The 26,069-nt window shown below is 34.2% G+C and carries 21 protein-coding genes; 7 read left to right on the top strand and 14 right to left on the bottom strand.

The features are described 5' to 3' along the window. Nucleotides 1-86: 86 nt before the first annotated feature. The 3 genes from EZ428_RS04345 to EZ428_RS04335 all read left to right on the top strand — a co-directional run bounded on the left by EZ428_RS04345 (nucleotide 87) and on the right by EZ428_RS04335 (nucleotide 5,489). A complete protein-coding gene (locus EZ428_RS04345; RefSeq protein ID WP_131551875.1) occupies nucleotides 87-1,235 on the top strand; it encodes an acyltransferase family protein in 1,149 nt (382 codons plus the stop codon). A gap of 53 nt (nucleotides 1,236-1,288) precedes the next feature. Beyond that, nucleotides 1,289-4,147, top strand: a complete 2,859-nt coding sequence (locus EZ428_RS04340) for a M16 family metallopeptidase (RefSeq protein WP_131551874.1) — start codon at nucleotides 1,289-1,291, stop codon at nucleotides 4,145-4,147. 106 nt (nucleotides 4,148-4,253) lie between these two features. Then, the gene (locus tag EZ428_RS04335) at nucleotides 4,254-5,489 is read left to right on the top strand and encodes an LVIVD repeat-containing protein (protein WP_131551873.1); all 1,236 of its coding nucleotides are present in this window, start codon (nucleotides 4,254-4,256) and stop codon (nucleotides 5,487-5,489) included. A gap of 46 nt (nucleotides 5,490-5,535) precedes the next feature. On the opposite strand, the gene EZ428_RS04330 is transcribed toward EZ428_RS04335, so the two are convergent. After that, nucleotides 5,536-7,074 carry a glycoside hydrolase family 10 protein gene (locus tag EZ428_RS04330; RefSeq protein WP_131551872.1) on the bottom strand — a complete coding sequence of 513 codons (1,539 nt, stop codon included), beginning with the start codon at nucleotides 7,072-7,074 and terminating at the stop codon, nucleotides 5,536-5,538. A gap of 209 nt (nucleotides 7,075-7,283) precedes the next feature. Here EZ428_RS04330 and EZ428_RS04325 point away from each other — a divergent pair, with 209 nt between their 5' ends. Beyond that, entirely contained in the window at nucleotides 7,284-8,207 is a 924-nt protein-coding gene (locus EZ428_RS04325; protein WP_225870992.1) for a hypothetical protein, read from the top strand. Nucleotides 8,208-8,211: 4 nt separating this feature from the next. Here the strand turns inward: EZ428_RS04325 and EZ428_RS04320 are convergent, their stop codons facing one another. The 4 genes from EZ428_RS04320 to EZ428_RS04305 all read right to left on the bottom strand — a co-directional run bounded on the left by EZ428_RS04320 (nucleotide 8,212) and on the right by EZ428_RS04305 (nucleotide 14,155). Beyond that, on the bottom strand, nucleotides 8,212-11,970 hold the full coding sequence (locus tag EZ428_RS04320; RefSeq protein WP_225870991.1) for a sensor histidine kinase: 3,759 nt from the start codon (nucleotides 11,968-11,970) through the stop codon (nucleotides 8,212-8,214). 35 nt (nucleotides 11,971-12,005) lie between these two features. Continuing rightward, complete coding sequence (gene fabD / locus EZ428_RS04315; protein ID WP_131551871.1) at nucleotides 12,006-12,887, bottom strand: ACP S-malonyltransferase; 882 nt, start codon at nucleotides 12,885-12,887, stop codon at nucleotides 12,006-12,008. Between the two features lie 129 nt (nucleotides 12,888-13,016). Then, on the bottom strand, nucleotides 13,017-13,652 hold the full coding sequence (gene folE / locus EZ428_RS04310) for a GTP cyclohydrolase I FolE (protein ID WP_131551870.1): 636 nt from the start codon (nucleotides 13,650-13,652) through the stop codon (nucleotides 13,017-13,019). A 92-nt stretch (nucleotides 13,653-13,744) separates the two neighbouring features. After that, nucleotides 13,745-14,155, bottom strand: a complete 411-nt coding sequence (locus EZ428_RS04305; RefSeq protein ID WP_131551869.1) for a 6-pyruvoyl trahydropterin synthase family protein — start codon at nucleotides 14,153-14,155, stop codon at nucleotides 13,745-13,747. A gap of 113 nt (nucleotides 14,156-14,268) precedes the next feature. Here EZ428_RS04305 and mqnB point away from each other — a divergent pair, with 113 nt between their 5' ends. Both mqnB and EZ428_RS04295 read left to right on the top strand, forming a co-directional pair. After that, on the top strand, nucleotides 14,269-14,892 hold the full coding sequence (mqnB, locus tag EZ428_RS04300; RefSeq protein WP_131551868.1) for a futalosine hydrolase: 624 nt from the start codon (nucleotides 14,269-14,271) through the stop codon (nucleotides 14,890-14,892). Between the two features lie 123 nt (nucleotides 14,893-15,015). Then, nucleotides 15,016-15,867: a menaquinone biosynthesis family protein gene (locus EZ428_RS04295; RefSeq protein WP_131551867.1), complete on the top strand. Its 852-nt coding sequence runs from the start codon at nucleotides 15,016-15,018 to the stop codon at nucleotides 15,865-15,867. A gap of 88 nt (nucleotides 15,868-15,955) precedes the next feature. Here the strand turns inward: EZ428_RS04295 and EZ428_RS04290 are convergent, their stop codons facing one another. The 8 genes from EZ428_RS04290 to EZ428_RS04255 form a co-directional block, all read right to left on the bottom strand. Next, on the bottom strand, nucleotides 15,956-16,519 hold the full coding sequence (locus EZ428_RS04290) for a ferritin-like domain-containing protein (protein WP_131551866.1): 564 nt from the start codon (nucleotides 16,517-16,519) through the stop codon (nucleotides 15,956-15,958). 17 nt (nucleotides 16,520-16,536) lie between these two features. Beyond that, nucleotides 16,537-16,917, bottom strand: a complete 381-nt coding sequence (locus tag EZ428_RS04285) for a hypothetical protein (RefSeq protein ID WP_131551865.1) — start codon at nucleotides 16,915-16,917, stop codon at nucleotides 16,537-16,539. A 1-nt stretch (nucleotide 16,918) separates the two neighbouring features. After that, nucleotides 16,919-18,151: an ABC transporter permease gene (locus EZ428_RS04280; RefSeq protein WP_131551864.1), complete on the bottom strand. Its 1,233-nt coding sequence runs from the start codon at nucleotides 18,149-18,151 to the stop codon at nucleotides 16,919-16,921. An 81-nt stretch (nucleotides 18,152-18,232) separates the two neighbouring features. After that, nucleotides 18,233-18,871: an MBL fold metallo-hydrolase gene (locus EZ428_RS04275; protein WP_131551863.1), complete on the bottom strand. Its 639-nt coding sequence runs from the start codon at nucleotides 18,869-18,871 to the stop codon at nucleotides 18,233-18,235. Nucleotides 18,872-18,922: 51 nt separating this feature from the next. Further along, nucleotides 18,923-19,507: a gliding motility lipoprotein GldD gene (gene gldD / locus EZ428_RS04270; RefSeq protein ID WP_131551862.1), complete on the bottom strand. Its 585-nt coding sequence runs from the start codon at nucleotides 19,505-19,507 to the stop codon at nucleotides 18,923-18,925. Between the two features lie 111 nt (nucleotides 19,508-19,618). Continuing rightward, nucleotides 19,619-20,362, bottom strand: a complete 744-nt coding sequence (locus tag EZ428_RS04265) for a shikimate dehydrogenase family protein (RefSeq protein WP_131551861.1) — start codon at nucleotides 20,360-20,362, stop codon at nucleotides 19,619-19,621. Nucleotides 20,363-20,458: 96 nt separating this feature from the next. Continuing rightward, nucleotides 20,459-21,226, bottom strand: a complete 768-nt coding sequence (locus EZ428_RS04260; RefSeq protein ID WP_131551860.1) for a phosphosulfolactate synthase — start codon at nucleotides 21,224-21,226, stop codon at nucleotides 20,459-20,461. Between the two features lie 67 nt (nucleotides 21,227-21,293). Then, nucleotides 21,294-22,697 carry a tetratricopeptide repeat protein gene (locus EZ428_RS04255; RefSeq protein ID WP_131551859.1) on the bottom strand — a complete coding sequence of 468 codons (1,404 nt, stop codon included), beginning with the start codon at nucleotides 22,695-22,697 and terminating at the stop codon, nucleotides 21,294-21,296. Nucleotides 22,698-22,942: 245 nt separating this feature from the next. Here EZ428_RS04255 and EZ428_RS04250 point away from each other — a divergent pair, with 245 nt between their 5' ends. Beyond that, complete coding sequence (locus tag EZ428_RS04250; RefSeq protein ID WP_131551858.1) at nucleotides 22,943-23,404, top strand: nuclear transport factor 2 family protein; 462 nt, start codon at nucleotides 22,943-22,945, stop codon at nucleotides 23,402-23,404. A gap of 115 nt (nucleotides 23,405-23,519) precedes the next feature. On the opposite strand, the gene EZ428_RS04245 is transcribed toward EZ428_RS04250, so the two are convergent. Continuing rightward, on the bottom strand, nucleotides 23,520-26,027 hold the full coding sequence (locus tag EZ428_RS04245; RefSeq protein WP_131551857.1) for a M1 family metallopeptidase: 2,508 nt from the start codon (nucleotides 26,025-26,027) through the stop codon (nucleotides 23,520-23,522). Between the last annotated feature and the right edge of the window lie 42 nt (nucleotides 26,028-26,069).

Here is a 26,069-nt window from a genome sequence, read left to right as displayed (position 1 = left end):
GAAAAACATTTAAAATTATCCTCTATATTAGTTCTTAATTCTTTACAGCGTATAAAGGACATAGAGGATAATTTTAAATTGACAAAATGGAACTAAAACCTCGGCGGTTATTATCGCTCGATTTTTTCCGTGGCCTTACTGTTGCCACAATGATTTTGGTTAATAACCCAGGTAGTTGGGGCCATATTTATGCTCCACTCGAACACGCAGAGTGGAATGGTTGCACACCAACCGACCTTGTTTTCCCTTTCTTTCTTTTTATAGTTGGTGTGTCTATAGCTTATGCCATGGGCAGCAAAAAACTAGATCCATCAAGTCATAACAAAACCATTTTAAAAGCATTAAAAAGAGGGTTGATTCTTTTTGGTCTAGGGATATTTCTATCCATATTTCCCCGAAAATTTAGTGATTTTGATTTTATAGAAGCGATTAAACATGTCCGAATTCCTGGTGTTTTGCAAAGAATTGGAGTAGTATTTTTTATCTCTTCAATTTTATTCTTAAAACTTTCTGAAAAGAATATTTTTAGGGCAATTATTATCATTCTTATCACTTATTGGGCTTTAATGATATTTGTTCCTGTGCCAGGAGTTGGGTATGCAAACCTAGAAAAAGAAACCAACCTAGGGGCTTGGTTAGATCGTACAATTTTAACGGAAGCGCATTTATGGAAGTCATCCAAAACTTGGGATCCAGAAGGAATTTTAAGCACTTTACCTGCAATAGCAACTGGCTTATTTGGCATTTTGGTTGGCGTTTACCTGAAAAGAAAAGACGTAGACCCAGCCAAAAAAATTGCTTGGCTATTCTCCGTAGGTACTGTTTCTGTATTGGCTGGCTTGCTTTGGGACCTAGAATTTCCCATTAACAAAGCATTATGGACCAGTTCTTATGTTTTATATACTGGCGGATTGGCAACTATCGTCTTAGCGCTGTCTTATTGGATAATTGATGTAAATAACTATAATCGTTTTACAAAACCCTTTGTGGTTTATGGTGTAAATGCAATTACAGTGTTTTTTGTATCCGGCTTGATGCCGCGTTTGCTAAACATGATAAAAATCAAACAAGCAAATGGCGATGAAGCTGGCGCTTTAAGTTGGTTTTATCAGACATTTTTTCCACCTTATTTTTCTCCAATAAATGCATCGTTAGCTTATGCAATTACATTTATCTTGTTTTTTTATGTAATACTTTGGATCATGTACAAGAAAAACATAATTATTAAAGTTTAGTGAAACATATTATTTCATTTAACATCTAACCTATCAAACAATTAAAACTATTTATGAAAAAATACTATCTAATTTATGCGCTAGCTTCAGGTTTATTTATACAACCTGTATTGGCACAACAAAAGAAAACCACTGTAAAAGCTCCTATAGCTAAAGCCACTACAAAACCGATTGTCGGCAAGATAATTCCTAATGATCCAAATGTTATTATTGGAAAATTACCTAATGGGTTAACCTATTATATTCGCAAAAACACTGAACCTAATAAAAGAGCAGAGCTTTATCTAGCTAACAAAATAGGTTCATTGATGGAGAATGAAGAACAACAAGGCCTAGCGCACTTTACGGAGCATATGGCTTTTAATGGAACTAAGGACTTTCCTAAAAATGAAATGATTAATTATCTGCAAAAAGCAGGCGTGCGTTTTGGTGCAGATTTAAATGCCTATACCGGTTTTAACCAAACAGTTTATCAGTTACCTATTCCTACAGACAGTGTCGAGGTTTTTAAAACTGGCTTTAAAATATTAGCCAACTGGGCGGGAAAAGTGACCATGGACGGAAAGGAAATTGATAATGAAAGAGGTGTAATTGTTGAAGAAGATCGTCAACGCGGTAAAAATGCTCAGCAAAGAATGAGCAATCAATTATTACCATTTCTATTGGCAAACTCTCAGTATGCAAAACGCATCCCGATAGGTAAAGTAGAGATTTTAAACAGCTTTACCCATGATAAAATTCGTTCGTTCTATGCAGACTGGTATCGCCCAAACTTACAGTCGGTAATTGCAGTAGGTGATTTCGATGTTAAAGAAGTAGAAAACTTAATCAAACAGAACTTCTCTGATTTAAAGAATCCTGCATCTCCTAAAACTAGAATTAATTACGACTTGCCAGATAATGCACAGCCTTTAGTTAAAATTGCAACCGATAAAGAACAACCATACAATGTTGCTCAAGTTATATACAAACAACGCGAAGGATCTGTTAAAACTGATTCAGATTATAAAAAGAGCTTAATTCAATCTATGATTAACAATATGTTAGCTGGCCGTATACAAGAACTGACACAAAAAGGTGGTGCACCATTCTTATTTGCACAAAGCACCTATGGCAGCTACCAAGGCGGTTTGGTTTGGGGTATTAGCGCTTTAACAACCATTGCCGTTTCGCCTACTACAGCTGGTCTAGATAAAGCATTGAAAGCTGCTTTAGCAGAAAATGAGCGTATGGCAAAATTTGGTTTTACTGCTGGCGAATTTGAAACCGTTAAAAAGAAAATTGAAGCGGGAATGGAAAAACAATACAAGGAAAAAGATAAAACTAAGTCTGCTGTATACGTACAACAATATTTAGAGAATTTTTTAACTGGAAGTAGTATTCCTTCTGCCGATTATAGATACGCAGAAACGAAAAAAATATTAACCACTTTAACTTTAACAGAAGTTAATGCCTTGGCAAAAACTTTAGTAACTAAAAACAACCAGATTATAGTTGTACAGGCTCCAGAAAAAGATGCTAAAGATTTACCAACGGAAGCACAGTTAATTGCTGCTATTAAAACAGCAGGCAATGGAGTAACTCCTTATGTTGACAATACGGTAAATAAACCACTCATTGCTCAAATGCCTACAGCAGGAAAAATTGTTAGTGAAACAAAAAATGACAAAGTTGGCATCACTACTTTGGTTTTAAACAATGGCATTAAAGTGATTTTAAAACCTACCGATTTTAAAAATGACCAAGTAATTTTCACTTCATTTGGTAAAGGTGGCTCTTCATTAGCAAGTAATGATGATTTCCAATCTGCAGAAAATGCGAATCTGGTTGCTCAAAGTGGCGTTGGGGATTTTAATCCAACTCAATTAACCAAATATTTAGCTGGTAAAACAGCAAATGCCTCGGCTTATATCGACTCAGAATATCAAGGTTTTTCTGGCAGTTCATCGCCAAAAGATTTAGAAACAGCTTTTCAATTAATATATGCTCGTGCTACCAATCCTCGCAAAGACGTTGACATCTTTAACAAGAACATTAGTGATTTTAAAGTAATCACCGCTAATAAAAATAGTAGTCCAACAAGCGTATATGCAGATACTGTACAAGCTGTTATGGCAAATTACCACAAACGTGGGATGCCAACAACTTTACAGGACATTGATAAAATTTCTTTAGATAAAGCTTATGCTTTTTATAAAGAGCGTTTTGCTGATGCTAGCGGACAAACCTTTGTATTCGTTGGTAACTTCGAGGTAGAGAAATTGAAACCTTTTATTACTACTTATTTAGCAAGCTTACCCGCTTTAAATAAAAACGAGAATTTTGTAGATAATGGCATCAATCCTCCAAAAGGAAAAGTGAGTAAAACAGTTTACAAAGGCTTAGAAGATAAAGCAACTGTACAATTGATGTTTCATGATGACTATGTTTACAATGCGGATAATAATATTCAGCTAGACGCTTTAAAAGCCGCATTAGAAATTAAAATATTAGAGCGTTTACGTGAAAAAGAAAGTGGTGTCTATAGCCCTGGTGTAGATTTAAGTGTTCAAAAATACCCTTCAGCTCACTATTATTTCACCATTTCATTTAACTGCTCAAAAGCTAACGTTGATAAGTTAATTAATGCCGCTTTAGAAGAGGTAAATTCATTTAAAGTAAATGGAGCAACTGCTGATGATTTGAAGAAATTTAAATCTGAAGAAGCAAGACAAGAAGAGCTAAGCTTAAGGGATAATGGATTTTGGTTAGGGTATCTATCTAATCGCTTAAAATATGGCGATAACGTTGAACAATTATTGGGAGATAAGCAGAGATTGGATGCAGTTGATGTGGCCAGTACAAAAGCGGCAGCCCAAAAATATTTAAATGGTGATAATTACATTCGTTTGGTACTTGTACCAGAAAAATAACAAAATCAACACACAAAAAGGATGCTATTACAGGCGTCCTTTTTTATTTAACCTCATTGTAGCGTTTTAACAGTTTGTTACGTAATATAAATAAAACCAACAAACCATGAAAAAAAAATTACTTAACTGGTTGCTCCCAGTATTAACTATTGTGACATTTACTCAGTGCAAAAAAAATAACACTTATAAATTAGAGCTTATCCAAATAGCAAAAGTGATGTCTGTGGACGCCATGAGGGCATTACCTGTGGGGCCTACTAAGGCTACCCAAACTAGGAAAACTGGGAAAATTTATGCTTACAATGATTTGCTTTTCATTAACGAACCAAACAAGGGCATCCACATCTATAATAATGTTAACCCAAGCCAGCCTGTGAACTTGGCTTTTTTGCAAATACCAGGCAACGTAGACCTTGCCATTAGCAACAATATCTTATATGCAGACAGTTATGTAGATTTATTGGCTTTTGACATATCGAACATCACAAATATTAAGCAAGTAAAAAGATTAAACGATGTTTTTAAACAGTTCTATATTTCTGGTAATGGAGTACAAAAGTATGTAGTAACTTACAAAGACACTTTAATTAATAAGGAAACTTATTACAATAAAGATATGGCGATGTATGCCTCATCAAGTGCAACTAATAGCTCATCAGGGCAGGGTGGCTCTATGGCGAGGTTTACTTTAATGAACCAGTATCTTTATACAGTAGGGCAAGCAGACTTAAGCTTGTTTGATGTAAGAACTGTATCAAATCCCACTTTCGTAAAGACAATAAATTTAGCTTGGGGGGTAGAGACTATTTTTCCATACGAGAACAAACTTTTTATAGGCACTAATAATGGCATGCATATTTTTAATGCTACTGATGCGAGCAACCCAGTAAAACTATCTACTTATAGCCATGTAATTGCCTGCGACCCAGTAGTAGTACAGGGGAAATATGCTTACGTAACTTTGCGCACCGGCAATTTCTGCAGACAAGCCGTTAATCAATTAGAGGTAGTTGATATAGAAGACCCAACACAACCTAAACAAGTGGCCGTTTTCCCAATGAAAAACCCGCACGGCTTAAGCGTAAGTGGAAATAATTTATTCTTATGTGAGGGTACGTTCGGCTTAAAAAGTTTTAATATTACCGACAAAAATGCAATTGGAAATAATCTCCTACAACATTTAGATAATATCAAGAGCTTTGATGTAATTGCTGGCCCCAAATCATTAATTGTAACTGGAGAAGATGGTGTTTATCAATTCAACTATAGCAATGCGTCTAAGTTGACCCAATTAAGCAAAATTAAAGTACAAACATCGTTACCTACATCAATTTTCAATTAGGCACCGTTCTTTTAAAGTAAGGCTAGTCAAATTTGGCTAGCCTTTTTTATTTTGCTTGCACCCCTACTGGCCCACTTGGTTCACTTTCGTTTTTTAACCTATCTAAAGCAGTAACTAAGTAGTTATATCTTTTTCCTTTTTCAACACTGCTATCTAAATAAAAAGTAAAATCCTGAAAGCTGATATGCAAGATGTTTTTAGGATCCAACACATTTATCTTTTCTCCTTCAACAAAGCGATAAATTACGTAGCCCGAAGCTGTTTCTCCATCTTTTGCAGCAAATGGCTTTGTCCATTTTAAATTAACTCCATCAGGTAGTGCGTCTGCGATTAATGTTTGAGGTTGATTAGGCATTACATCATCTAACCAAGGCATTTGCGGTGGCAACGCTGGGTATTTATAAAAATCATTTCTTAAAGAATCTGTTAAAGATTTTGCATTAGTAGAAAGGGATTTAGAGCTAAAAAAAATGCTTCCTTGTACCCTATTGTTTTGTCGCATTGCTCTAATCTGATTGGGCACTTCGTTCAATTTCATCCAAGTGGGATCTACCCGTGTCACGGTGTTAACTAAATAAGCAGCTTGTCCAATGTACAAATGCCTGCCAAAAGTATTATTGCCCCACCAATCTAGCAATACACCAAAAGGAGCTGCAGACCTATTAAAGGTGAAATAAATTTGAGGGTTAATGTAATCTACCCAACCTTCTTTTATCCACTTCCTAGAATCTGCATAAAGCTCTTCATAATTAGATAAACCATTGGTTTTTGAGCCTAAGGTATCTTCTCTATAATTTCGCCAAATACCAAATGGACTAACACCAAATTTTACATACTTTTTGTAATGATGAACACTATCGTTTACCATCTTAATTAATAAATCAACATTGTTCCTACGCCAATCGTTAATATTGGTAAAACCATTACGATATTTTGAAAAGGTTGCGTTATCGCTAATTCTTTGACCTGCTATTTGATATGGATAAAAGTAATCATCGAAATGAACCCCATCAATATCATAGCCTTTTACCACATCTAAAATAATCTGTGTAATATATTCTCTAACTTCAGGTAATCCTGGGTCAAATAATTTTTGTCCGCCGTAGTTATAAAACAATTCAGGTCGTTTCTTCACCATGTGATCTGGGCTTACTAGCTGTGCAGCTGTCATTGTTGCTCTGTATGGATTAAACCAAGCATGAAGTTCCATTCCTCTAAAATGAGCTTCTTTAATGGCGAATTCTAACGGGTCGTAACCAGGCGCAGGCGCTAAACCTTGCTTGCCCATTAACCAATGGCTCCAGAGCTCTCTAGACTTTGCATAAAGTGCATCAGCAGTTGGCCTAATCTGTAACATTACAGCATTTAAACCACTTTTTTTGTGTTGCTCTAATATGGCGATGAGCTCTTGTTTTTGTTGATCTGCAGTTAACCCTTGTTTTGAAGGCCAGTCTATATTACTTACAGAAGCTACCCAAACCCCTCTAAATTCGCGTTTTGGAGCAATTTTTGTAGTGTTTTGAGCGATTAAAAAAAATGGGAAAGCAATTAAGAGTAAAAGTGTGCAAATAGTGCTTTTATGCATTAAATTTATATTACGAGAAGAATATTTGGATTGATTTGTAGTGTTCAAAGTACAGTGCTAATATTTAAAACTTTAGTGTAGTAAACGATTTTTTGCTTTAATCTTATACAAAAGTGCTACTATTTTTACAATTTTCATTTTTTTATATTATGTTAGCTGTCCATTAAAACAATAAAGGCACTAAGATTTAGCTCATATCTTAGGTGTAAATGAATTTTAATCACATTATGCAAGATCAAGAACCTGTAAATAAAGTTGATAGAAATAAGGTTGTTTTCTTAGTTATTGTTATCACAGCTTTATTAGGCATAAATGCCTATTTGTACATCAAAGACAAGCAGCAAAGTAGCCGATTTGTAACTGTAAGTACAGAAAAAGAACGTCTAAACTTAGAGGTTGAAAAAATAGAGGCCGAACTCGATAAAGTAAACTCATTAAATATTGTCTTAAACGATAAGTTAACGCAAGAACAAAAAATAGCTAGAGATAAGATTGCAGAACTTAAATCTGCATTGCAAAAAGGACAACTTACTCAGGGTGACTTAGACAAGGCCAAAAAACAGATTGAAGAGCTTAGGGAATTTGTTAAAAACTATAATGATCAAATCGTTAGACTAGAAAAAGAAAATCTATACTTAAAAAGCGAACGTGACAGCTTAAGAACATCTGTAAATAATTACAGTGAAAAAGCCGAAACTCTAGAAAGAGAAAACGAGAATTTAAATGCAAAAGTGAAGGTTGGCGCTGCATTAAAGGCAAGTAACATAAAAATTGAGGCCTATAAAGTTAAAAGCAGTGGTAAAAATATCTCGGTTACAAGAGCAAGCACTGCTAATAAATTATCAATAAATTTTGCAATTGTTGCTAATCCATTAGCAGAAAAAAATTACCATAAAGTATATTTAAGAGTATTTGATCCTGCAGGAAATTTAATTGCTAATGAAAATAACTTATTTGAAATTGATGGGCAGCAAATGCAATACAGCAGTGCTATTGAGTTTTCATATAATGATGATGAAACTATCTACAAAATTGATTGGACTAACCCTAAAGAGTTTATAAAAGGCAATTATGAAATTATTTTATATGCTGATGGATATGTGATGGGGAAAAGCCAAATAGCACTTAGATAAACCACTAAACCAAGGGAAAGATTAAATTAAATGTAGTTCCCATATTAATTTCTGAAGTAAAATCTACTGTACCACCAGCATTCTCTATTGCTTGTTTCACGAAAGCAAGTCCAAGCCCTGTTCCAGATGATTTAGTTGTAAAATTGGGCACAAATATCTTATCTTTTAGAATTGCTTCTATGCCCTTTCCATTATCTTGAACTTCCACAAAAACATTCTTTTCATCATTTAATAGATGAATTTTTATAATGCATTTTTCTTTTCCTTCGCTAGCTTCAATGGCATTTTTTAAAAGATTATTAAAAGTTCTCAATAATTGATCCTTATCTCCAAGAACAGTAATCTTTTTATTTGTTCGGTTTAAAACTAGAATTTCTACATTCTCTGCCGTGTTAAATACGCCTATTGTTTGTTCTATGATGGGGAGCAATTCTAACTCTTCTAATTTGGTATCAGGCATCTTAGCAAAATTTGAAAACTCAGATGCAATGGTTGCCAAGCTATCAATTTGCTCTATAAATGACTTGTTAAAACTCGCGAATTTCTTTTCAAAATTTGGATCACCTTCTTTCCAAGACTTCTCTAATAATTGAACACCTAATTTTAATGGCGTTAAGGGATTTTTAATCTCGTGAGCAACCTGTTTTGCCATTTCTCGCCAAGCACTTTCTCTCTCTGATCTAGCTAGCTTTGTGGCACTCAATTCCAATGCAGCAATCATTTTATTATACTCCTTTACCAAAGCGCCAATTTCATCTTGACGATGCCAAACAATAGGCCTATTCTTTTGTCCAAGTTTAGTTTTGCGAATGTTCTCCTGAATAAATGTTAAAGGGTTTGTAATCTGATTAGCCAAGAATACAGCAAGTACACCAATCAATACAAAAACGAGTGCGTAAATATTAATTAATGTATTTATAAATAAGCCAATCTTAGCCTGATAATCTGATTCATTCGCATAATATGGCATACCGATATAAGCTATGGTTTTGTTTTGTGCATTCCTAATCGGAGCATAAGCAGCAGCGTATTGAAACGTGCCTATTTTTTCAGCCGTATTTAAGAACTCCGATCTTTGCATTAAACTCAATTCGATAAATGCTTTTGGCCCTATTTTTTTTCCAACTATGCCTAAATCGAACATTTTTGGAAGAGAAGTTAACCACAGATTTCCATCTATATCGTAAAGATTTAAAAAGGCTGAATTAACATCAGCAAACTGATTAAACTCAAATTGTGTTTCATCATCATTTCTAATTGACCCAGTATTTAAAATCTGTTTCTCATAAGCCAATTGAACCTTTCTGATTTTCTCTCTAATAGTATTTTCCTGTTGGGTCTGGTATTCTTTCCTGATATAGAAAAAAGTTGCCCAACCTACTATTAATAAAGTAGCAACTACTGATAAAACAATAGACACTTGAATACGAGTTTTATATAGGATCTTATTTGCATTTATCATTAAATAGCGGTTAAGATTAAACCACCCAGAAGTATTGCCGCTGATGTTTTTAATGATAAATATTAAAATATAAACCGCAATTCCAAATAAAATAAACACTAAGAAGAAAAATGACAACGTGGCCAATCGCTCTAGATATGGCACCTTTTCCCTACTTATAACAATAAGTTTAGAGTTGTCTGGTCGATAGGTTGCGTGATTATAGCTTGCTCCATCTGTACCACCCACATTGGTAACATCTTTTTCTTCATCATTAACAAACTCTACTTTTCCAATCTCCCCTTTAAACCTCGTGTTAACCATGGCATAAGTATACTTACCAGACTGAGCATACAACTTGTTGTCTTTATAAAAGGCAATGGAATAATCTGTAAAATCTTCATCACTTTTGAGTTTTCCATCGATTAATAAATCTGGGAAATGACTATTATAATCATAAGGTTGAGATTTCAATTCTATAACTAGTGTCCCTAAAAGGTTTGTCCCTTCAAAAATTGGAATTATACCAAAGTAAATTTGAAAGCCAAATGTGTCATTAATCCGATAAGAAAAGCTGTTTTCTTGGGTTTTAATCGCACCAGATGTAACTAGGTTTTTATATTTTGATAAGGGAATTAACTGTTCATTTATTTTTAGGGCAGTACCCAAATTATTGTATTCATACATTTTGTACTCAAACCTTGATAAATAACCATCCAAATAGGTTTTTGTAACATAATTATGAAAGCTAAAACTCTGCATCACCATTGGTGATTTAAAATATTTAACTATCGAGGAGTCTGAAGAAACTCCTTTCTCAAAACTTTCAATAGAATTAATCACCTTTGGATCATCAGCATTTAATAATTTCTCGGCAATAGCTCTCCTATTTTCGTGTTCCTTTATTGAACCAAACTTGGTGTATTTAATAGATGTAAGAAATGCCATACATAAAAAAAGTAAGGCAAAAATACCGACAGAAAATTTGCGAAATTGAATATAATTGTTCCATCCAATTATGAAAATCAGTAATGCATATACCAAAAAGAATACGTTAAAATCATCTATTAACTTATAGATGAACAACCCTGTAAGTAAGGTTAAAAAAACGATTAGTCTTTCTCTATTTGTGACATTCAATTGTTTACTTACCTCAATTGTAACATTACTAAACAGGTAAACGTTAAACCAAGCTAAACAGAGTGTTAAAATACTGATCCAACTAATCCATCCCAAGCTTATTATATTGGTGATATCAAGGTTTATTTTGGAGTTGTTAATCAATCCAAAAAAGATTTCATCAAACAAAAAAGCAGCTAATGCAAGACCAACTAATATTAAAAAATGGTATGTTAAACCAACGATTTTACTTTTGATCATCCATTTAGGCAGGACATATTCATGCCTATGGACATAAGCAAAAAATCCAATCCAAGTTAAAGCAATTACATGTAGGAATAAATCTCCTAGAGAAGGTAAAAATTCACCCTGTGCATAAACATAGGGGCTAAAGATTGACAAATTAAATTGATGATTGAACCAAAAAAACTGCAAATCTGATAAGCGAACACCTGCAAAAAACAAGGTTAACACTAAAGTTGCCGATAATGCAAAACCTCTTTTTGCCAACCATGAACAGTAAGAATTTACAAATGCGCAAATACTAAGTAAGCCAACAATCCACAACCACAGTTGTATATCGGCATACATGTTTTTAGAAACTTCGTCTGTAAGCTTTACAGTAAATAGGTAATCTTTATTAAGGCTAAAGATTTCTTGTACATCCTTATCGGTAAAAGTACCTAAATCTAAGGTGTTTCGTGAGAAAAGCTCAGGAGATATTTGATTCTTTAAGTATTGGTTTTCAATACTGTATTGCGATTTTAAAGATATTAAGAAGATAAAAACATAGTCATCAACCGTCTTTTTTATCAGTTCGTAATAACCATTAGATAATTGCTTGAGGGAAGACCCCTCTTTTATCAATGAAATATTAGTAGGAAAGGCCTTGGCCGAACTCCAAAACTCTAGTTTTTCATTTTTATAAACTAAAACATTTATACCATTCTCGCGATAAGTGGCTATAAAATTAAGTGCCAGCTTATCATTTTTATTAAGTCTTTTTAGCTCAATTATCTTTTCTGGACTAGAAAGATAATTTTGAACTAATTGCTGTTTTACATCTAAATTTTGCTGTAACTCTTCGGCTTCATGAGCAAGGAGGTCGCTTTTTGTAATTGAATTATTTAAAGATAATGCTGTAATAATACAGCATATCCCTAAAAGTAATAACAGAAACCTAATCTTACCTCCAATACTCACTTTATTTTGTTTAATAAAAGGTATAAATTTTATAACTATAACATTGTAGCACTACTAGTTTGTACTTCTCTACTTACTTTTTTCACTAAACCCTGTAGCACATTTCCTGGCCCCACCTCAACAAATTCTGTAGCACCGTCGGCTATCATATTCGTGGCGGTTTGTGTCCACCTAACAGCTCCGGTTAATTGTGCTATTAAGTTTTCTTTAATAGTTGCAGGGTCTGTAGTTGGCTTAGCATTTACGTTCTGGTAAATTGGGCAAATTGGAGATAAAATATTTGTACGCTCAATAGCCGCTTGCAACTCTACTTTGGCTGGCTCCATTAATGGCGAATGAAATGCTCCACCAACATTTAATTTCAATGCTCTTTTTGCACCTGCAGCTGTTAATTTTTCGCAAGCTTCATCAATTCCTTCAATGCTTCCTGAGATTACTAATTGCCCAGGACAGTTATAGTTAGCAGGAACTACCACCGCATCTATACCAGCACAAATTTCTTCTACAACTTCATCTGCCAAACCTAAAATTGCTGCCATAGTTGATGGCTGAATTTCACAAGCTTTTTGCATTGCATTTGCACGAGCGATTACCAATCTTAACCCATCTTCAAAAGACAAAGCATTTGCAGATACTAGTGCAGAAAATTCCCCTAAAGAATGTCCAGCTACCATATCAGGTTTAAAGTCATCTCCTAAAACCTTAGCTAAAATTACCGAATGTAAAAAGATAGCAGGCTGTGTAACATTAGTTTGTTTTAACTCTTCATCTGTGCCACTAAACATGATATCGCTAATGCGAAAACCGATGATTTCATTTGCTTTTTCGAATAGTTCTTTAGCTAATGGATTTTCGTAAAGGTCTTTACCCATTCCTGAAAATTGAGCGCCTTGCCCTGGAAATATATATGCTTTCATTCTATTTAGATTTGAGATATGCGAATTGAGATTTGAGACAAATGCAAAAACACCAAAAGCCTATCCGTATTTTTATTATTATTGATATAGCATCCAACAATCGGGATACTTTACACTATTTATTTTCTATTAATGCAGGTTTGCGGTTATTAACCTCAAAAATTCTGCCCTAGTTTTATCGTTACTTAAAAATCCGCCAGTAAATGCTGATGTTGTTGTTACCGAGTTCTGTTTTTGTACACCACGCATGGCCATACATAAGTGCCTACACTCCATAACAACGGCAACACCTGCAGGTTGTAATGTGTCTTGAATGCAATCTCTAATTTCGTTTGTTAAACGTTCTTGAACTTGTAGCCTTCTTGCAAAAGCATCAACAACCCTTGGTATTTTACTTAGGCCAACGATATGTCCATTTGGGATATAAGCAATGTGTGCCTTACCAAAAAATGGCAACATATGGTGCTCACACATCGAATAAACTTCAATGTCTTTTACCACAACCATTTGGCTATAATCTTCTTTAAACATTGCAGAGCGAAGAATTTCTGATGGGTCAATATCGTAACCATGGGTTAAATATTGTAAAGCCTTAGCCACACGTTCAGGTGTTTTTAAAAGACCCTCACGCTCTGGATTCTCGCCTAGCTTACCTAAAATATCTTTATAATGAGTAGCCACTGAAGTGATTTTGGCATCATCATATTGGTCTATCTTTTTATAGCCCAAAAATTCTTCTTCGTGGTCGTATTTATCGTTTTCCATTAGATTTTTATTGTTTTTTAATGGTAATGGAGCTATCAAAAGTAGTTTTTAGCAATAAGCCGTTACTTCTGATGGTTCCATTTATAATATAATTAACCTAAATACTCAACAAAGTTATTCTCGGTTTCGTAAATTTTAATACTGTGTAATTGCGCACCACTTTCATTAACATAGGGCAATAGAATATCCCAAATAGCTATCGCAAGGTTTTCTGTTGATGCTAATTTACCTTTCATGAAATCAACATCCAAATTCAAATTCCTATGATCAACCTTATCGATTACATGGACATTAATCACTTGCTTTAACCATTTCAAATCAACCAAAAAACCCGTCTCCGGATTAACCTCTCCTTTAACCGTTACATATAGGTGATAGTTGTGACCGTGCCAATTTGGATTAGCGCATTTGCCGTAAACTTCTGCATTCTTTTCTTCGCTCCAATCTGTTCTCGATAATTTATGAGCCGCATTAAAGCTTTCTCTGCGTGTTATATAAATCATTATTTTATCAAATAAAAAGCAAATATACGTATTAAGCTTCAAGCTAAAAGACTAAAGGAAAAAGCAAAAAGCTAAAAATGCTAATTCTCAATCATAATTTTTAATTTAGAAGAATGAAATTACTAGTTGTTGTCGCAACCCAAAAAGAATTAACAAGCGTTTACAGACATTTTAACTTGCCGGAACAAGATTTTATTGAAACTGCGAACTTTGACATTTTGATTACTGGAGTTGGAATGACAGCAACTGCATTTTCATTAGGACAAAGACTCGATAAAAACTATGATTTAGTTTTAAATGTTGGCATTGCCGGAAGCTTTGATAAAAACATTTCATTGGGAAGCCTAGTAAATGTTTATCAAGACGTTTTTGCAGAACTTGGTGCTGAAGATCATGATAATTTTTTAACTATAGATGATTTGGGCTTCGGAAAAAACACCTATCACGCTAGCTATGAAACTACTGCTTTACAAAAGGTGAAAGGAATAACTGTTAACAAAGTTCATGGCAACTCTAAAAGCATTGAAACGATAACAAAAAGGTTTCAGCCGCAGGTAGAAAGTATGGAGGGCGCAGCTGTATTTTACGCTTGCGAGCAGCTAAACATTCCCTGTTTACAAGTAAGAAGTATTTCAAATTATGTTACGCCAAGGACTAAGGAAACTTGGGAAATTGGCTTGGCTATCAAAAACTTGAACGAGTGGGTTATTTCTTATTTAACCACAGATGTATACTGATTTATACAATTTTCCATCTATGTCCATCCTTTATCTGTGCTTTATTCTTTTTTAGTTTAACTAAGATTTGTAAAAAAATCTGCTAATCTTTAGCTTCTCTTTGCAAAGCTTTATTTTTACCTTATGAAACTTACACTAGGTTTTTCTCCTTGCCCTAACGACACTTTTATTTTCGATGCCTTAATTCACAATAAAATTGATACCGAAGGTTTATCATTCGATGTTTCTTTTGATGATGTAGAAACCTTGAATCAAAAAGCAATGCGAGGGGAATTAGATATTACCAAATTAAGCTTTCATGCTTTTGCTTATGTAGTTGAAGAATATGTGCTATTAAATTCTGGTAGCGCATTAGGTTTTGGTGTTGGACCGCTATTGATTTGCAAAAAGGAAAACATCAACAAAATCAAATCTCAGCTCTCAACTCCAAACGCCCAACTTAAGGTTGGTATTCCAGGGAAATACACTACAGCAAATTTTTTATTGGGTGTCGCTTATCCGCAGTTAAATGATAAAAAAGAAATGGTGTTTTCTGAAATCGAAGATGCTTTGTTAAATGATGAGATTGATTTAGGCTTAATTATTCACGAGAATCGTTTTACTTACCAAGATAAAGGCTTGCATAAAGTAATTGATTTAGGTAGCTATTGGGAAGAGCTAACAGGTTGCGCTATACCCTTAGGTGGAATAGTAATTAACAGAAATCTGGATTTAGAAATTCAGCAAAAAGTAAATAGATTGGTTAGAAAATCTGTACAATTTGCCTTTTCCAATCCAAAATCAGCGTTAGATTTCATCAAAGAACACGCACAAGAAATGGATGAAGCAGTAATGTACAAACACATAGAATTGTACGTTAACAAATATTCTGTCGATTTGGGAGAAGAGGGCAAAAAAGCAATTGATACCTTATTTGAAATGGCTACCAAAAATAAAATAATACCTAGTGTTGATTCAAATTTATATGTGGATTAAATTTTAACCACAATTATCCACATCTTAAGCAATTATTGGTTGACGTATTCTTGAACTTAAACATTAAACTTTACAACATTTCAACACCTTACTTTTTACAATAATCTCCCGAGTTTTCTGGCGGTTGTTTATTGGCTAAGTCGATATTATTGAAACTTGTATTCGCTCCCCAAGAAAATACTTTTTCGAAAAAAGGTAAAAATTTATCTTCTTTAACCTGTTCTAGAAAATAAACTTCGTGTTCTTTTTCCTTTATGCCCATTTCATATAAAGCATAGTCGTGTTTTGTGATCCCAATGCTATTAAAATATTGTCGCATTCTAAAGTATTCACAAACATTGCCACTCTCTAATTTTCCCGCAAAGAAAAAAGGCATAAATCTGCCGATTACATGACACAAACACGAAATGGTTCTGCCTATGAGATGATACTTGAACTCATAGAACTTTGAAATGGGAATATCATATTCAGTCATAATTTCGAGCACTTCCATTCTATGACCCCATTCATCTAGCTCAATCTGTTTTATTGCTAACTTCTCTACTTCAGTTTTTACATTCTTGGCATGGCCGATATAAGCAAATGCCGCTGCCTTTTCAGCTGAATAAGCTTGTTGTAAAAGTTTTGTTAAAGCAGGGTGATTAATTTTCAATCGAATAACCGTTTAAATTATTGCGAACAAGGTCCGTCGGGAATTTGTTTACTTATTTTGAGCAACTTTGTTACCACCATTGTAGAATCATAATCGCCAGTTATTTTAGATGTATCAGATTTTACAAGCTTACACTCTACTTCAATATAAACTGGAGTATATGGTTTTTCGAAGCCTAAATTACTATAAGCTAGTTCTAGGGTTTTGGCACTATCCGCCACCCAAAACTCTCTCCCGTCTTCGCACTCAGTGAAAGACTTAATCTCGGGGCCGTAGCTATATAAACCCTTTACAACTAAAGATTTATTTTTATCAGCGCCCTTGTCATCATTATTACAAGCAGCTAATACTACCATCGAAGCGAATAAAAAGAATATTAATTTTTTATATGTACTCATCTTAAAGATCTTGATTTAATTGGTCTATCTTCTTAACGCTTAAATTTGATGCCAAAGCTGAAGCTATTAAAGAAAAGAAGCTAACAGTTATAAACACCAGTACAAAATCTTTCCACTTTAGTGCAATTGGGTAGGCATTTGAAAACAAAAGTGTAGACTCTCCCATTTTAAACCAGCCAAATCGTTGTTGTAACAAGCAGAAAATAAAACCTATTATTAACCCAAAGATACAACCAGTTAGGGTTATCATCATACCTTCAATTAAAAATATTCTTTTGATTAATTTCTTTCCAGCCCCGAGGCTATTTAAAATCGATATATCTTTCAACTTATCTATCACCAACATTGTTAACGAACCTATGATATTAAATATGGCTATGATTAAAATAAATGTTAAAATGATGTAGACCATCCATTTTTCTGAGCCCAAAACATTATACAAAGCTTGGTTTTGTTGCACCCGATTTTTAACAATAAAAGCGGCACCCAACTCCCCTTCAATCTCTTCTTTCAATTGTTCAGCATCTATTCCGTCTTTTACATTAATCTCTATGGCAGAAACCTCATTTTCCTCTCCAAAAAGTTTACGAGCAAAACTTAAAGGTACCACTAAAATATTATCAAAATCTTGTTGCACCTCAAATACGCCTGATGGAGGAATTGTCAATACTGTAAAATCATCCATCGGATTAATTGAACTTGCTGTTAAGCCTCTTTTTGGAGAAAAAATTTGCAGCTGTTCAAATGGGTCTGCAGAGTTAACACCTAAAGAGGCTTGTAAAGCAGAGCCAATTACTGCATTTGGCCCATTATCATTCTCTAAAATAAAATGTCCTTCGACCATTACAGTATCTAATCCTTTATTTTTTAGGAAATCATTACTTACTCCTTTTACCAACGCAGGAGACTGTTTATTGTTATACCTTATTAAAGCATTTTCAGATAATATCTCAGTGTATGAAAAGATAGATTTTTTACGTTGGAGCCCCTTAAAATAGCCTGTATTCGCATCAAAAGTTTTGCCTTTTGCTGGCATTATTAACACTTGTGGCGTAATGGTATTAAACATTTTTAATACTACTTCCTCAAAGCCATTAAACACCGATAATATAATAATCAATGCAGTGCTACCCACAAAAACACCCAACACAGAAATTGCCGAAATAATATTAATGGCATTGGTTGATTTTTTTGCAAAAAGGTATCTTTTGGCGATGTAAAATGCGGTATTCACTTTACAAAGATAGGGAAAATGTAAGAGCTAAAACGGAAGATGGGGCTAAAACATTATGCGCTATCTATTTCATTTTCCGTCTTACATCAAGAATGGGTTGTTTATTTTCTCAAAGCCAATGGTTGTAGAAGAACCGTGACCAGGAAAAACTTCACAGTCATCTGGTAGTTGGAAAACGTTTTCTTTGATACTATTAATCAGTTGTTGATGATTTCCCCCTGGCAAATCGGTTCTGCCAATACTACGATAGAATAGTACATCTCCTCCAATCAGAAAGTTTTCTTCCTTTGCATAAAAACATAAATGCGCTGGAGAATGACCGGGTGCAAACACTAAATCTAGTTTACTTTTACCAAAGGTGATAGATCCAGTTTCCTCTAAAAAAACTTCAGGTTCTGGCGAAAGCTCGTAATGCATCCCCATTTGTGGTGCATAACCTGCAACAGCTTGTAAAATATATAATTCGCCTTTATGGAATTGAGGTTTTAACGACCAATTATCAAACACAAATTTATTGCCTAAAACATGATCAATATGGCAATGCGTATTTAATAATAGTTCTGGCTTAAGTCCATTTTCTTTAATGAAATTTACCAATTGATTTTGCTCAGCTCCATCATACATTCCTGGATCTATAATTACACAAGCGCCAGTTTTGTCATATAGAACGTATGTGTTTTCTTGGTATGGATTGAATGTGAATTTTTTTAAGCTGATCATAATTGCTGTTCTAAAGTTAAAAGGTTTTAATTTGGGATGTTTCAATAGAAACTAATTTTTCCATCTAAAGGTCTCAATCATCTTATCGATGTCCTTTTTTATAAACTTTACCACTGGCTGAATTGAGTCATATTGTGGTCGTTCGTTAAAATATAAAGCACCTCTAAAGTAATGATTAACACTATCGGTCAAGAAAAACTGAACGGAAGAGGCCGTATTTCCTTCAATGGCATAATAAACACCATAGACTTTCTTGTCAGGAAAATTAATTAATTTTTGATCAATCGCATTTGCTCTAATAGTATGTTTCATTGCCAAGGTCCTTGCAGCTTCGGTCATGTTATTATAATCCTTTTCAGATAAAACACCATGATAAGTTAAATGCAAATTGCCATTGAACTCAGTGAATTGCATATTTAGCCAACATGGTTGAGCATTTTTTTCATTATCACTCACAAGATTTGCGTACACTGGATACTCAAATGTAAATGGACAGCCAGCATCATAAACCCTATATTCTTTTTTTGGAAATTTAATGCGAAAATATCCTTTAGGTTTAGGTGTAAAGGTTTCATCACCTGTACAAGCAGCAATGGCTGATGCTAAAACTAATAGGATAAATATGGCTTTTTTCATTTAATTTATTACAACATTTTAGGCTTTGGTGTTCTGTACGTCATACCCAACCTGGTTTGGTATCGTAATGCTTTAAGATTCCCACTTTCTGGGAAATGACGCAAAGAGCCCCTAGCTATTCCAAATATACCAAGAACGTTCGGCTTGAAGGTATAACATTTCTAAGCCATTTTTAATTTTTGAACCTTGAGCTTTTGCTTTTGTTAGAAAAGTAGGCTCTTCTGGATTATAGACTAAATCGTATGCTAAGTGTTGATCAGTAAGAAACTGATAAGGAATTGGGGGAAAAGAGCCCAAGTTTGGCAACATTCCTAGTGGCGTTGTGTTGATTAAAATTTTATGTTCATCCAATATTTCAGCTGTAACAGCTGAATATAAAATTGCATTCGGAACTGGATTTCTAACCACAACCAAATATGGAATTTGCAATTGTTCCAACACATATTTTACAGCTTTTGCGGCGCCGCCATCTCCAAATATCAAAGCCTTTTGATGGTGTTTTTCTAACAATGGTTTTAACGATTCTGCAAAACCAAAAGCATCGGTATTATATCCTTTTAAAACTGGTCTTTTTCCGCTTTGATTAATTGAAATACAATTTACAGCTCCAATATTTTTTGCTGCATCATCAATTTCTGTTAAAAAAGGAATAACATTTAATTTGTGAGGGATAGTAACATTAATTCCACAAAGTGAAGGATTTTCATGAATCAAATCCATCATTTCTTCAGCCTTTTCAATTGGAAATAACTCATATTTACAATTAGCTATCTGTTCTTTTTCAAACTTTTCTGAAAAGAACTTTTTTGAAAATGAATGCGATAAAGGATAACCAATTAATCCGAATGTTTTCATAGTATCGTATTGCGTCTTTGCGAGAAGTAAAATGACGAAGCAATCTTTCTTGCTAAAAAGATTGCTTCGCTGCACTCGTCATGACGAGTTATCTATTTATTTTCCTTTGTTTAAGAAGTAATCGAAAGTATCTCCTCTTAATCCCAAACGAATAGTTTCTAGTGGAATAACTTCCGCAGGTGCGATGTTACCTAAATTGACGTTTGTGCCAATTAATTTAATAAACCAAACCTGTTGTTCTTTTTGAGGTGCCTCCCAAATAATGGTTTCTTCTGGTATTTGCGTTAAAATCTCATCCACTAATCCTTCTCTCACTTCTCCGGTACCACGATAAATACCCACGTTTCCACCTTCACGAGCTTCAGCAATTACTTTCCATGAGCCAGCTTCAATCTCAGCTTTCATTAAAGCAATCCATTTATATGGAGCAAAAATTTTAGCTGCATCTTTAGAACCAACTTCAGAAATTACAGTAACTTGAGTAGAAAGTTTGCGAATGAACTCACATTTTTCGTCATGTTCAATATCCATGGAACCATCGGAAACTTCTGCATATTCCATACTGAACTCTTCTAAAACTCTTCTATAATCATCAAACTGATTACGAATAGCAAAGGCTTCAAATAATGTTCCGCCAAAATATGTAGGTATGCCTGCACTGCGATAAAGTGCTAATTTCTCTTTTAAATTAGGGGTTACATAAGATGTAGCCCATCCCAACTTAACGATATCTGTATGTACACCCGCAACATCTATAAAATCTTCAACTTGCCTAAGGCTCAAGCCTTTATCCATTACCATAGTTATACCACCGTTACGAGGTTTTACAGGGCGTTCTGGAATATCATTTAATTTGTAATTCATATTTGGTGCAAAGGTTAAAAAAACTCTGCAATTTTTTAAATTTTAGAAGTTATTATGTGTTAAATTACTATTTGATGTATTTATTTATCACTTGAAGTATTAAACCATTGTCTTGCAATTGAGGTAAATATTCGAACAAAATGTAATGTTTTTCTGGATCTGTAACCAAGGCCGTTTCTAAGTAGGCAACGGCTTCATTACTTTGACCCAAGGCAAATAAATAAGCTACCATTCTGTAATATAATTCTGCTGCATCAGGGTTATTTTTAATTGCCTCAGACATTGTTTCTGAAGCTTCTACTAATTTTCCTTGTTCATATAAAACAGTAGAAAAATCTAACCAAGCTTCTACATCTAGTGGATTGTATTCTAAAACTTTGTAATAAGCCTCAACAGACTCCTCAATTTGACCTAGTTTATAATGTGCATCTGCCATTGCAAACCAAAAATCTGGATTTTCTTCATCCAATTCTATTGCTTTTTTATAGAAATGTAAAGATTCAAAAAAGCGTTCTTCAAAGTTTAAGGTTACCCCAATTCCAAACCAGGCATCGGCCATTTTCGAATCCATTTTTACCGATTTTTTATAATAAGATCGGGCTTCGTCCATTTGCTCTAACTTCTCATAACATTCGCCAATTGCACAATAAGTATCTGCATTTGGCTGTTCGTATTCGAAGGTTTGCTTATAAACATCAATGGCTTCTTGGTATTTATCCAATTGCACTAAGGCATTTCCTTTATTATAATAAGCAGAAGCAAAGTTTTCTTTAATTAGAATGGCATAATCATAAGCATCAATAGCTTTTTCAAACAAATCTAACTTATGGAAAGAGTTTGCCAAATTGTACCAAGCTGCATAAGAATAAGGATCAGTATCTATATATTCTTGATAAAACTGGATGCTTTCCTCTTGTTTATCTAAAATATCATAGCAAAAAGCCAACTCGTACAAGCCGTCTTTATTCTCCATATTTTGCTCTAAGCTACGCTTGATGTAAACTATTGCAGTTTCATAGTCATGCATATTTTGATACACATAAGCCATTTGCAATAAAATCTCATCAGTAGTTTCTGCCAGCGTTAATGCTTTTTCGAAATTCTCTAACGCTTCTGCATGGCGGTCTAAGTTTTGATAAATATTGCCACGCAATACATAAATATCAGGCTCAGATGCCTCTAACATTTCTGCTTTTTCTAAAGCTGCAAAAGCTTTTTCTACCTGATTGGTAAATAATAATAATTGAGCTTGCTTAATTAAAAAAACCGCAGCATAAGGATGCTGATTCAAAGCATATTCTACAACCTGTAGTGCTTTAACGGGATCATTCTTTTCTATGTAATTATCGATGATGTATTCAAATGCTTGGGCATCAAAAAAGTACTGATCCTGGTTGCGGATCATTTCTTCGTAACGTTCTACTGAGTGTTGCGCATCATCATTAAAATCAAATTCAAATTCTTCTTCCATGTATTGAATATTTAAAGAACAAATCCCTTTATTTTAAAATCCTTATAAGTTTAATTATTTATAAAGTGAGTAAAGAAAATAATTTTCAACATACAAACACCTTAAATGGGTAATTAACTAGTAATAAAAGTTTTAGGTATGTTAAACTGAGAATGCCGTTAGGCTTGTTCGTCTATAGAGATGTGTTCCTTTTTATTATTTACAAAATAACATATATTTAATTTAAAATCAGTAAAATTCAAGTCATGAAACAGATATACCTTTTTTTATTCTTAATTGTTTTAGGTTTTAACCAAGCATTTGCTCAAGCTAAAAGCGAAGAGGATGCGGTAAAAGCAACCATTAATTTATTATTTGATGGAATGAGAAATGCAGATACAGCAATGTTAAGAAAGGCCTTCGCCACTAAGAATATATTGGAAACTATCGTTAAAATGAAAGATGGAAAATCTGTGGTAAGAACAGAAAACATTAACGATTTCATTAAAAGTATTGCTATCCCTCATACCGAAAAATATGATGAAAGAATTGTATTTACCAAAATACTAATTGATGCCAATTTATCCAGTGTTTGGACTGATTATAAGTTTTATATTGGCGATAAGTTTAGCCACTGCGGTGTAAACTCATTTCAACTTTTTAAGGGGGAAGATGGTTGGAAGATCATTTACCTGATTGATACCAGAAGGAAGGATAATTGTAATTAAGCACCTCAGCCCAAGCCGCTCCTGAAGGAGAGGGAGCTATAAAACTCAAAAGAAAGCAGCTGATTAGCAGATAATATTGAAATCTTCCAATCAGCTGCTAAGAATTGTTTGTCTTTTACTTCTTAGCTAATTCATCAGCTGCTGCTTTAAAATAAGCCGCTCTCTTAATTAGGTTATCTTTGGCTTCGCCGGTTGCAGTTTCTGCCTCCTTCAATTTTGCTTGTTCAGCATCAGTAAAATTCTTTACAAATTGCTTACCCCAATATTGTGTCAATTTAGTTCTATCCATATTGGTAATAATAGCTTGTAATCCGCTTTGCGTAATCTTAGGATTTTTATTTGCTAATAGATAAGTATAATATCCGCCAACTGTTTGTGCTAATTTATTGATATCAGCTTTATTAATGATGTTTAAATAAAAGTCGTTATAAGAATCGTCTCCTAAAGCAGCGTATACTAATGCCAAGTCACTAGGGATATGCGCTTTTGTATCAGCATCTAAGCCAGCAATTACGCCAGATAACATGCTTGGGTCTAATTTATTTATACTTTGTACAGCAGCACCAATTACTTTGTACGAACGGTCTTTTAATGCCGCTTGTGCAACTGGCAAATAGATTTTATCTCCAGAAGCTGCTAACCTTGATAAAGCAGCAGCTCTAACATTTGAAGATTTGTCTTGCTTTGCTAAAGAAACCAAAATTGGTCCAACTGAAGCCTTAACTTTTTCATCTTTTAAGTTAAATCCTTTAATTGCTAATGCTCTAATTGCATCATCTTGGTCTTTTAAAGCCAAAGTTAATAACTGCTGAGCTGCAGATTCTTTGCTTTTAGAAACTGCGTACTCAACCGCATGAATTCTATTAACATAAGAAGGTGCGTTGCTGTACTGGAAAATGTAGTTCTCTAAAGTTTTAGTCTCCTTTAACTCTCCAACCAATATTTTATCTACATCGAAATCAATTAAATCTGGTTTTGCCGAAACAGGGAAGCTGAAGTTTTGCTCTCTGCTATTGATTACGATTTCTTTTGAAATCTTCTTACCACCAATATAAATATCAACTTTTAAAGTCAGTGTGAACGTTTGTACATCCGCGGCTTGAGTTTGTTTTATGTTTATTGTTGCATTGCCATCTTTGTAATCATATTTTACATCTAATATCGGGTGCCCACCTGCATAATACCATTGATTAAAATATTGAGACCAATCTTTACCCGTTACGTCTTCAAATGCCAAACGTAATTGTTGTGCCTCTCCATTTTTAAAAGCATTAGTTGTCAAATAACGATTTAGTGATTTATAAAATGCATCATCGCCCATCTGATTTTTTAATGCATACAGAATTACAGCACCTTTTGGATAGCTCACTTGATCAAAAACATCCATTTTATTGTTGTAATTAAAACGAACTAACATTGGACTTTCGCCATTTTCTGTTGTTCCCAAATAAGAATTTAAACTTTCATACCTGTTTCTATCTTCCGCATCCTTACCAGCATCGTGTCCTTTCCAAAGAATTGCGCCTAATGTTGCAAAAGATTCGTTAACAGTTATGTTAGACCAAGATTCTGTAGTTACATAATCGCCAAACCATTGATGAAATAATTCGTGGGCAATGGTACTTTCGCCACTTCCATCTAACAATTCTCTTTCTGTAGCCTGAATACTTTCTCCGTGTAAAGTTGCCGTTGTATTTTCCATAGCGCCAGAAACATAATCACGGGCAACTATTTGCGCATACTTATTCCAAGGATATGCTACTCCAGTAATTTGAGAAAAGTAGTCGAGCATTTTAGGAGTTTTACCAAAAATGGCTTTTGCATAGGGCGCATATTTTTGCTCCAAATAGTAACTAACTTCCTTGCCTCTCCAAAGCTCTTTGGTGATTTTGAAATCCCCAACAGCCATCATAAACAAGTATGGCGAATGAGGCAAATCCATTTTCCAAGTGTCTGTTCTTGTTCCGTTTGTATTTACTTTTTGCGAAACTAGTTTACCATTAGATAAAGTCACATATTTAGATAAAACCGTCATAGAAAGTTCTGATGTTGTTTTTTGGTTAGGTTTATCTATGGTTGGAAACCAAGCCGACGAAGATTCTGCTTCACCCTGAGTCCAAATTTGAATTGGTTTTTCTTTATCAGTACCATCTGGATTAATGAAATACAAACCTTTTTCATCAGTTATCGCAGCACTCCCACTTGCTTTTAATTCGTTTGGTTTAGAAACATAGTCGATGTAAACTGTGTATTTTTCATCCTTTACATATCTTTTATTCAGTTGGATATAGATTTTTTCTTGGTCATAAGTAAACTTTAATGGCGTATTACTTTTTGCGCCTACTAAGGCAACTGTCTTAAGGTCCATTCCTTTTGCATCAAGCGTTAAGGTATCTGTAGTGTAAAAGTGTGGTTTTAAAGTTATCCAAGCTTTTCCGTATAAATAACGCTTTGCGTAATCGAACTTAACATCCAGTTTGGTGTGAACCAAATCGTTAATTTTTGTTGCCGTAGCACGGTAAGTTGGATTTACTTTTGGTGCGGTTTCTTGTTGAGCATATGCCGTAGAAAGCCCACTCAAAATTGCCAGACCAATAAATCCAGCTATTAAATTTTTATTCATTGTTTATGTTTTTTGATGTTTGATAGGATCTAGAAATAAAGT

Origin of the sequence: Pedobacter frigiditerrae (assembly GCF_004331645.1) — a bacterium.
In the GTDB taxonomy this organism is placed as follows: domain Bacteria; phylum Bacteroidota; class Bacteroidia; order Sphingobacteriales; family Sphingobacteriaceae; genus Pedobacter; species Pedobacter frigiditerrae.
This window is presented reverse-complemented; position numbering and strand designations above follow the sequence as displayed.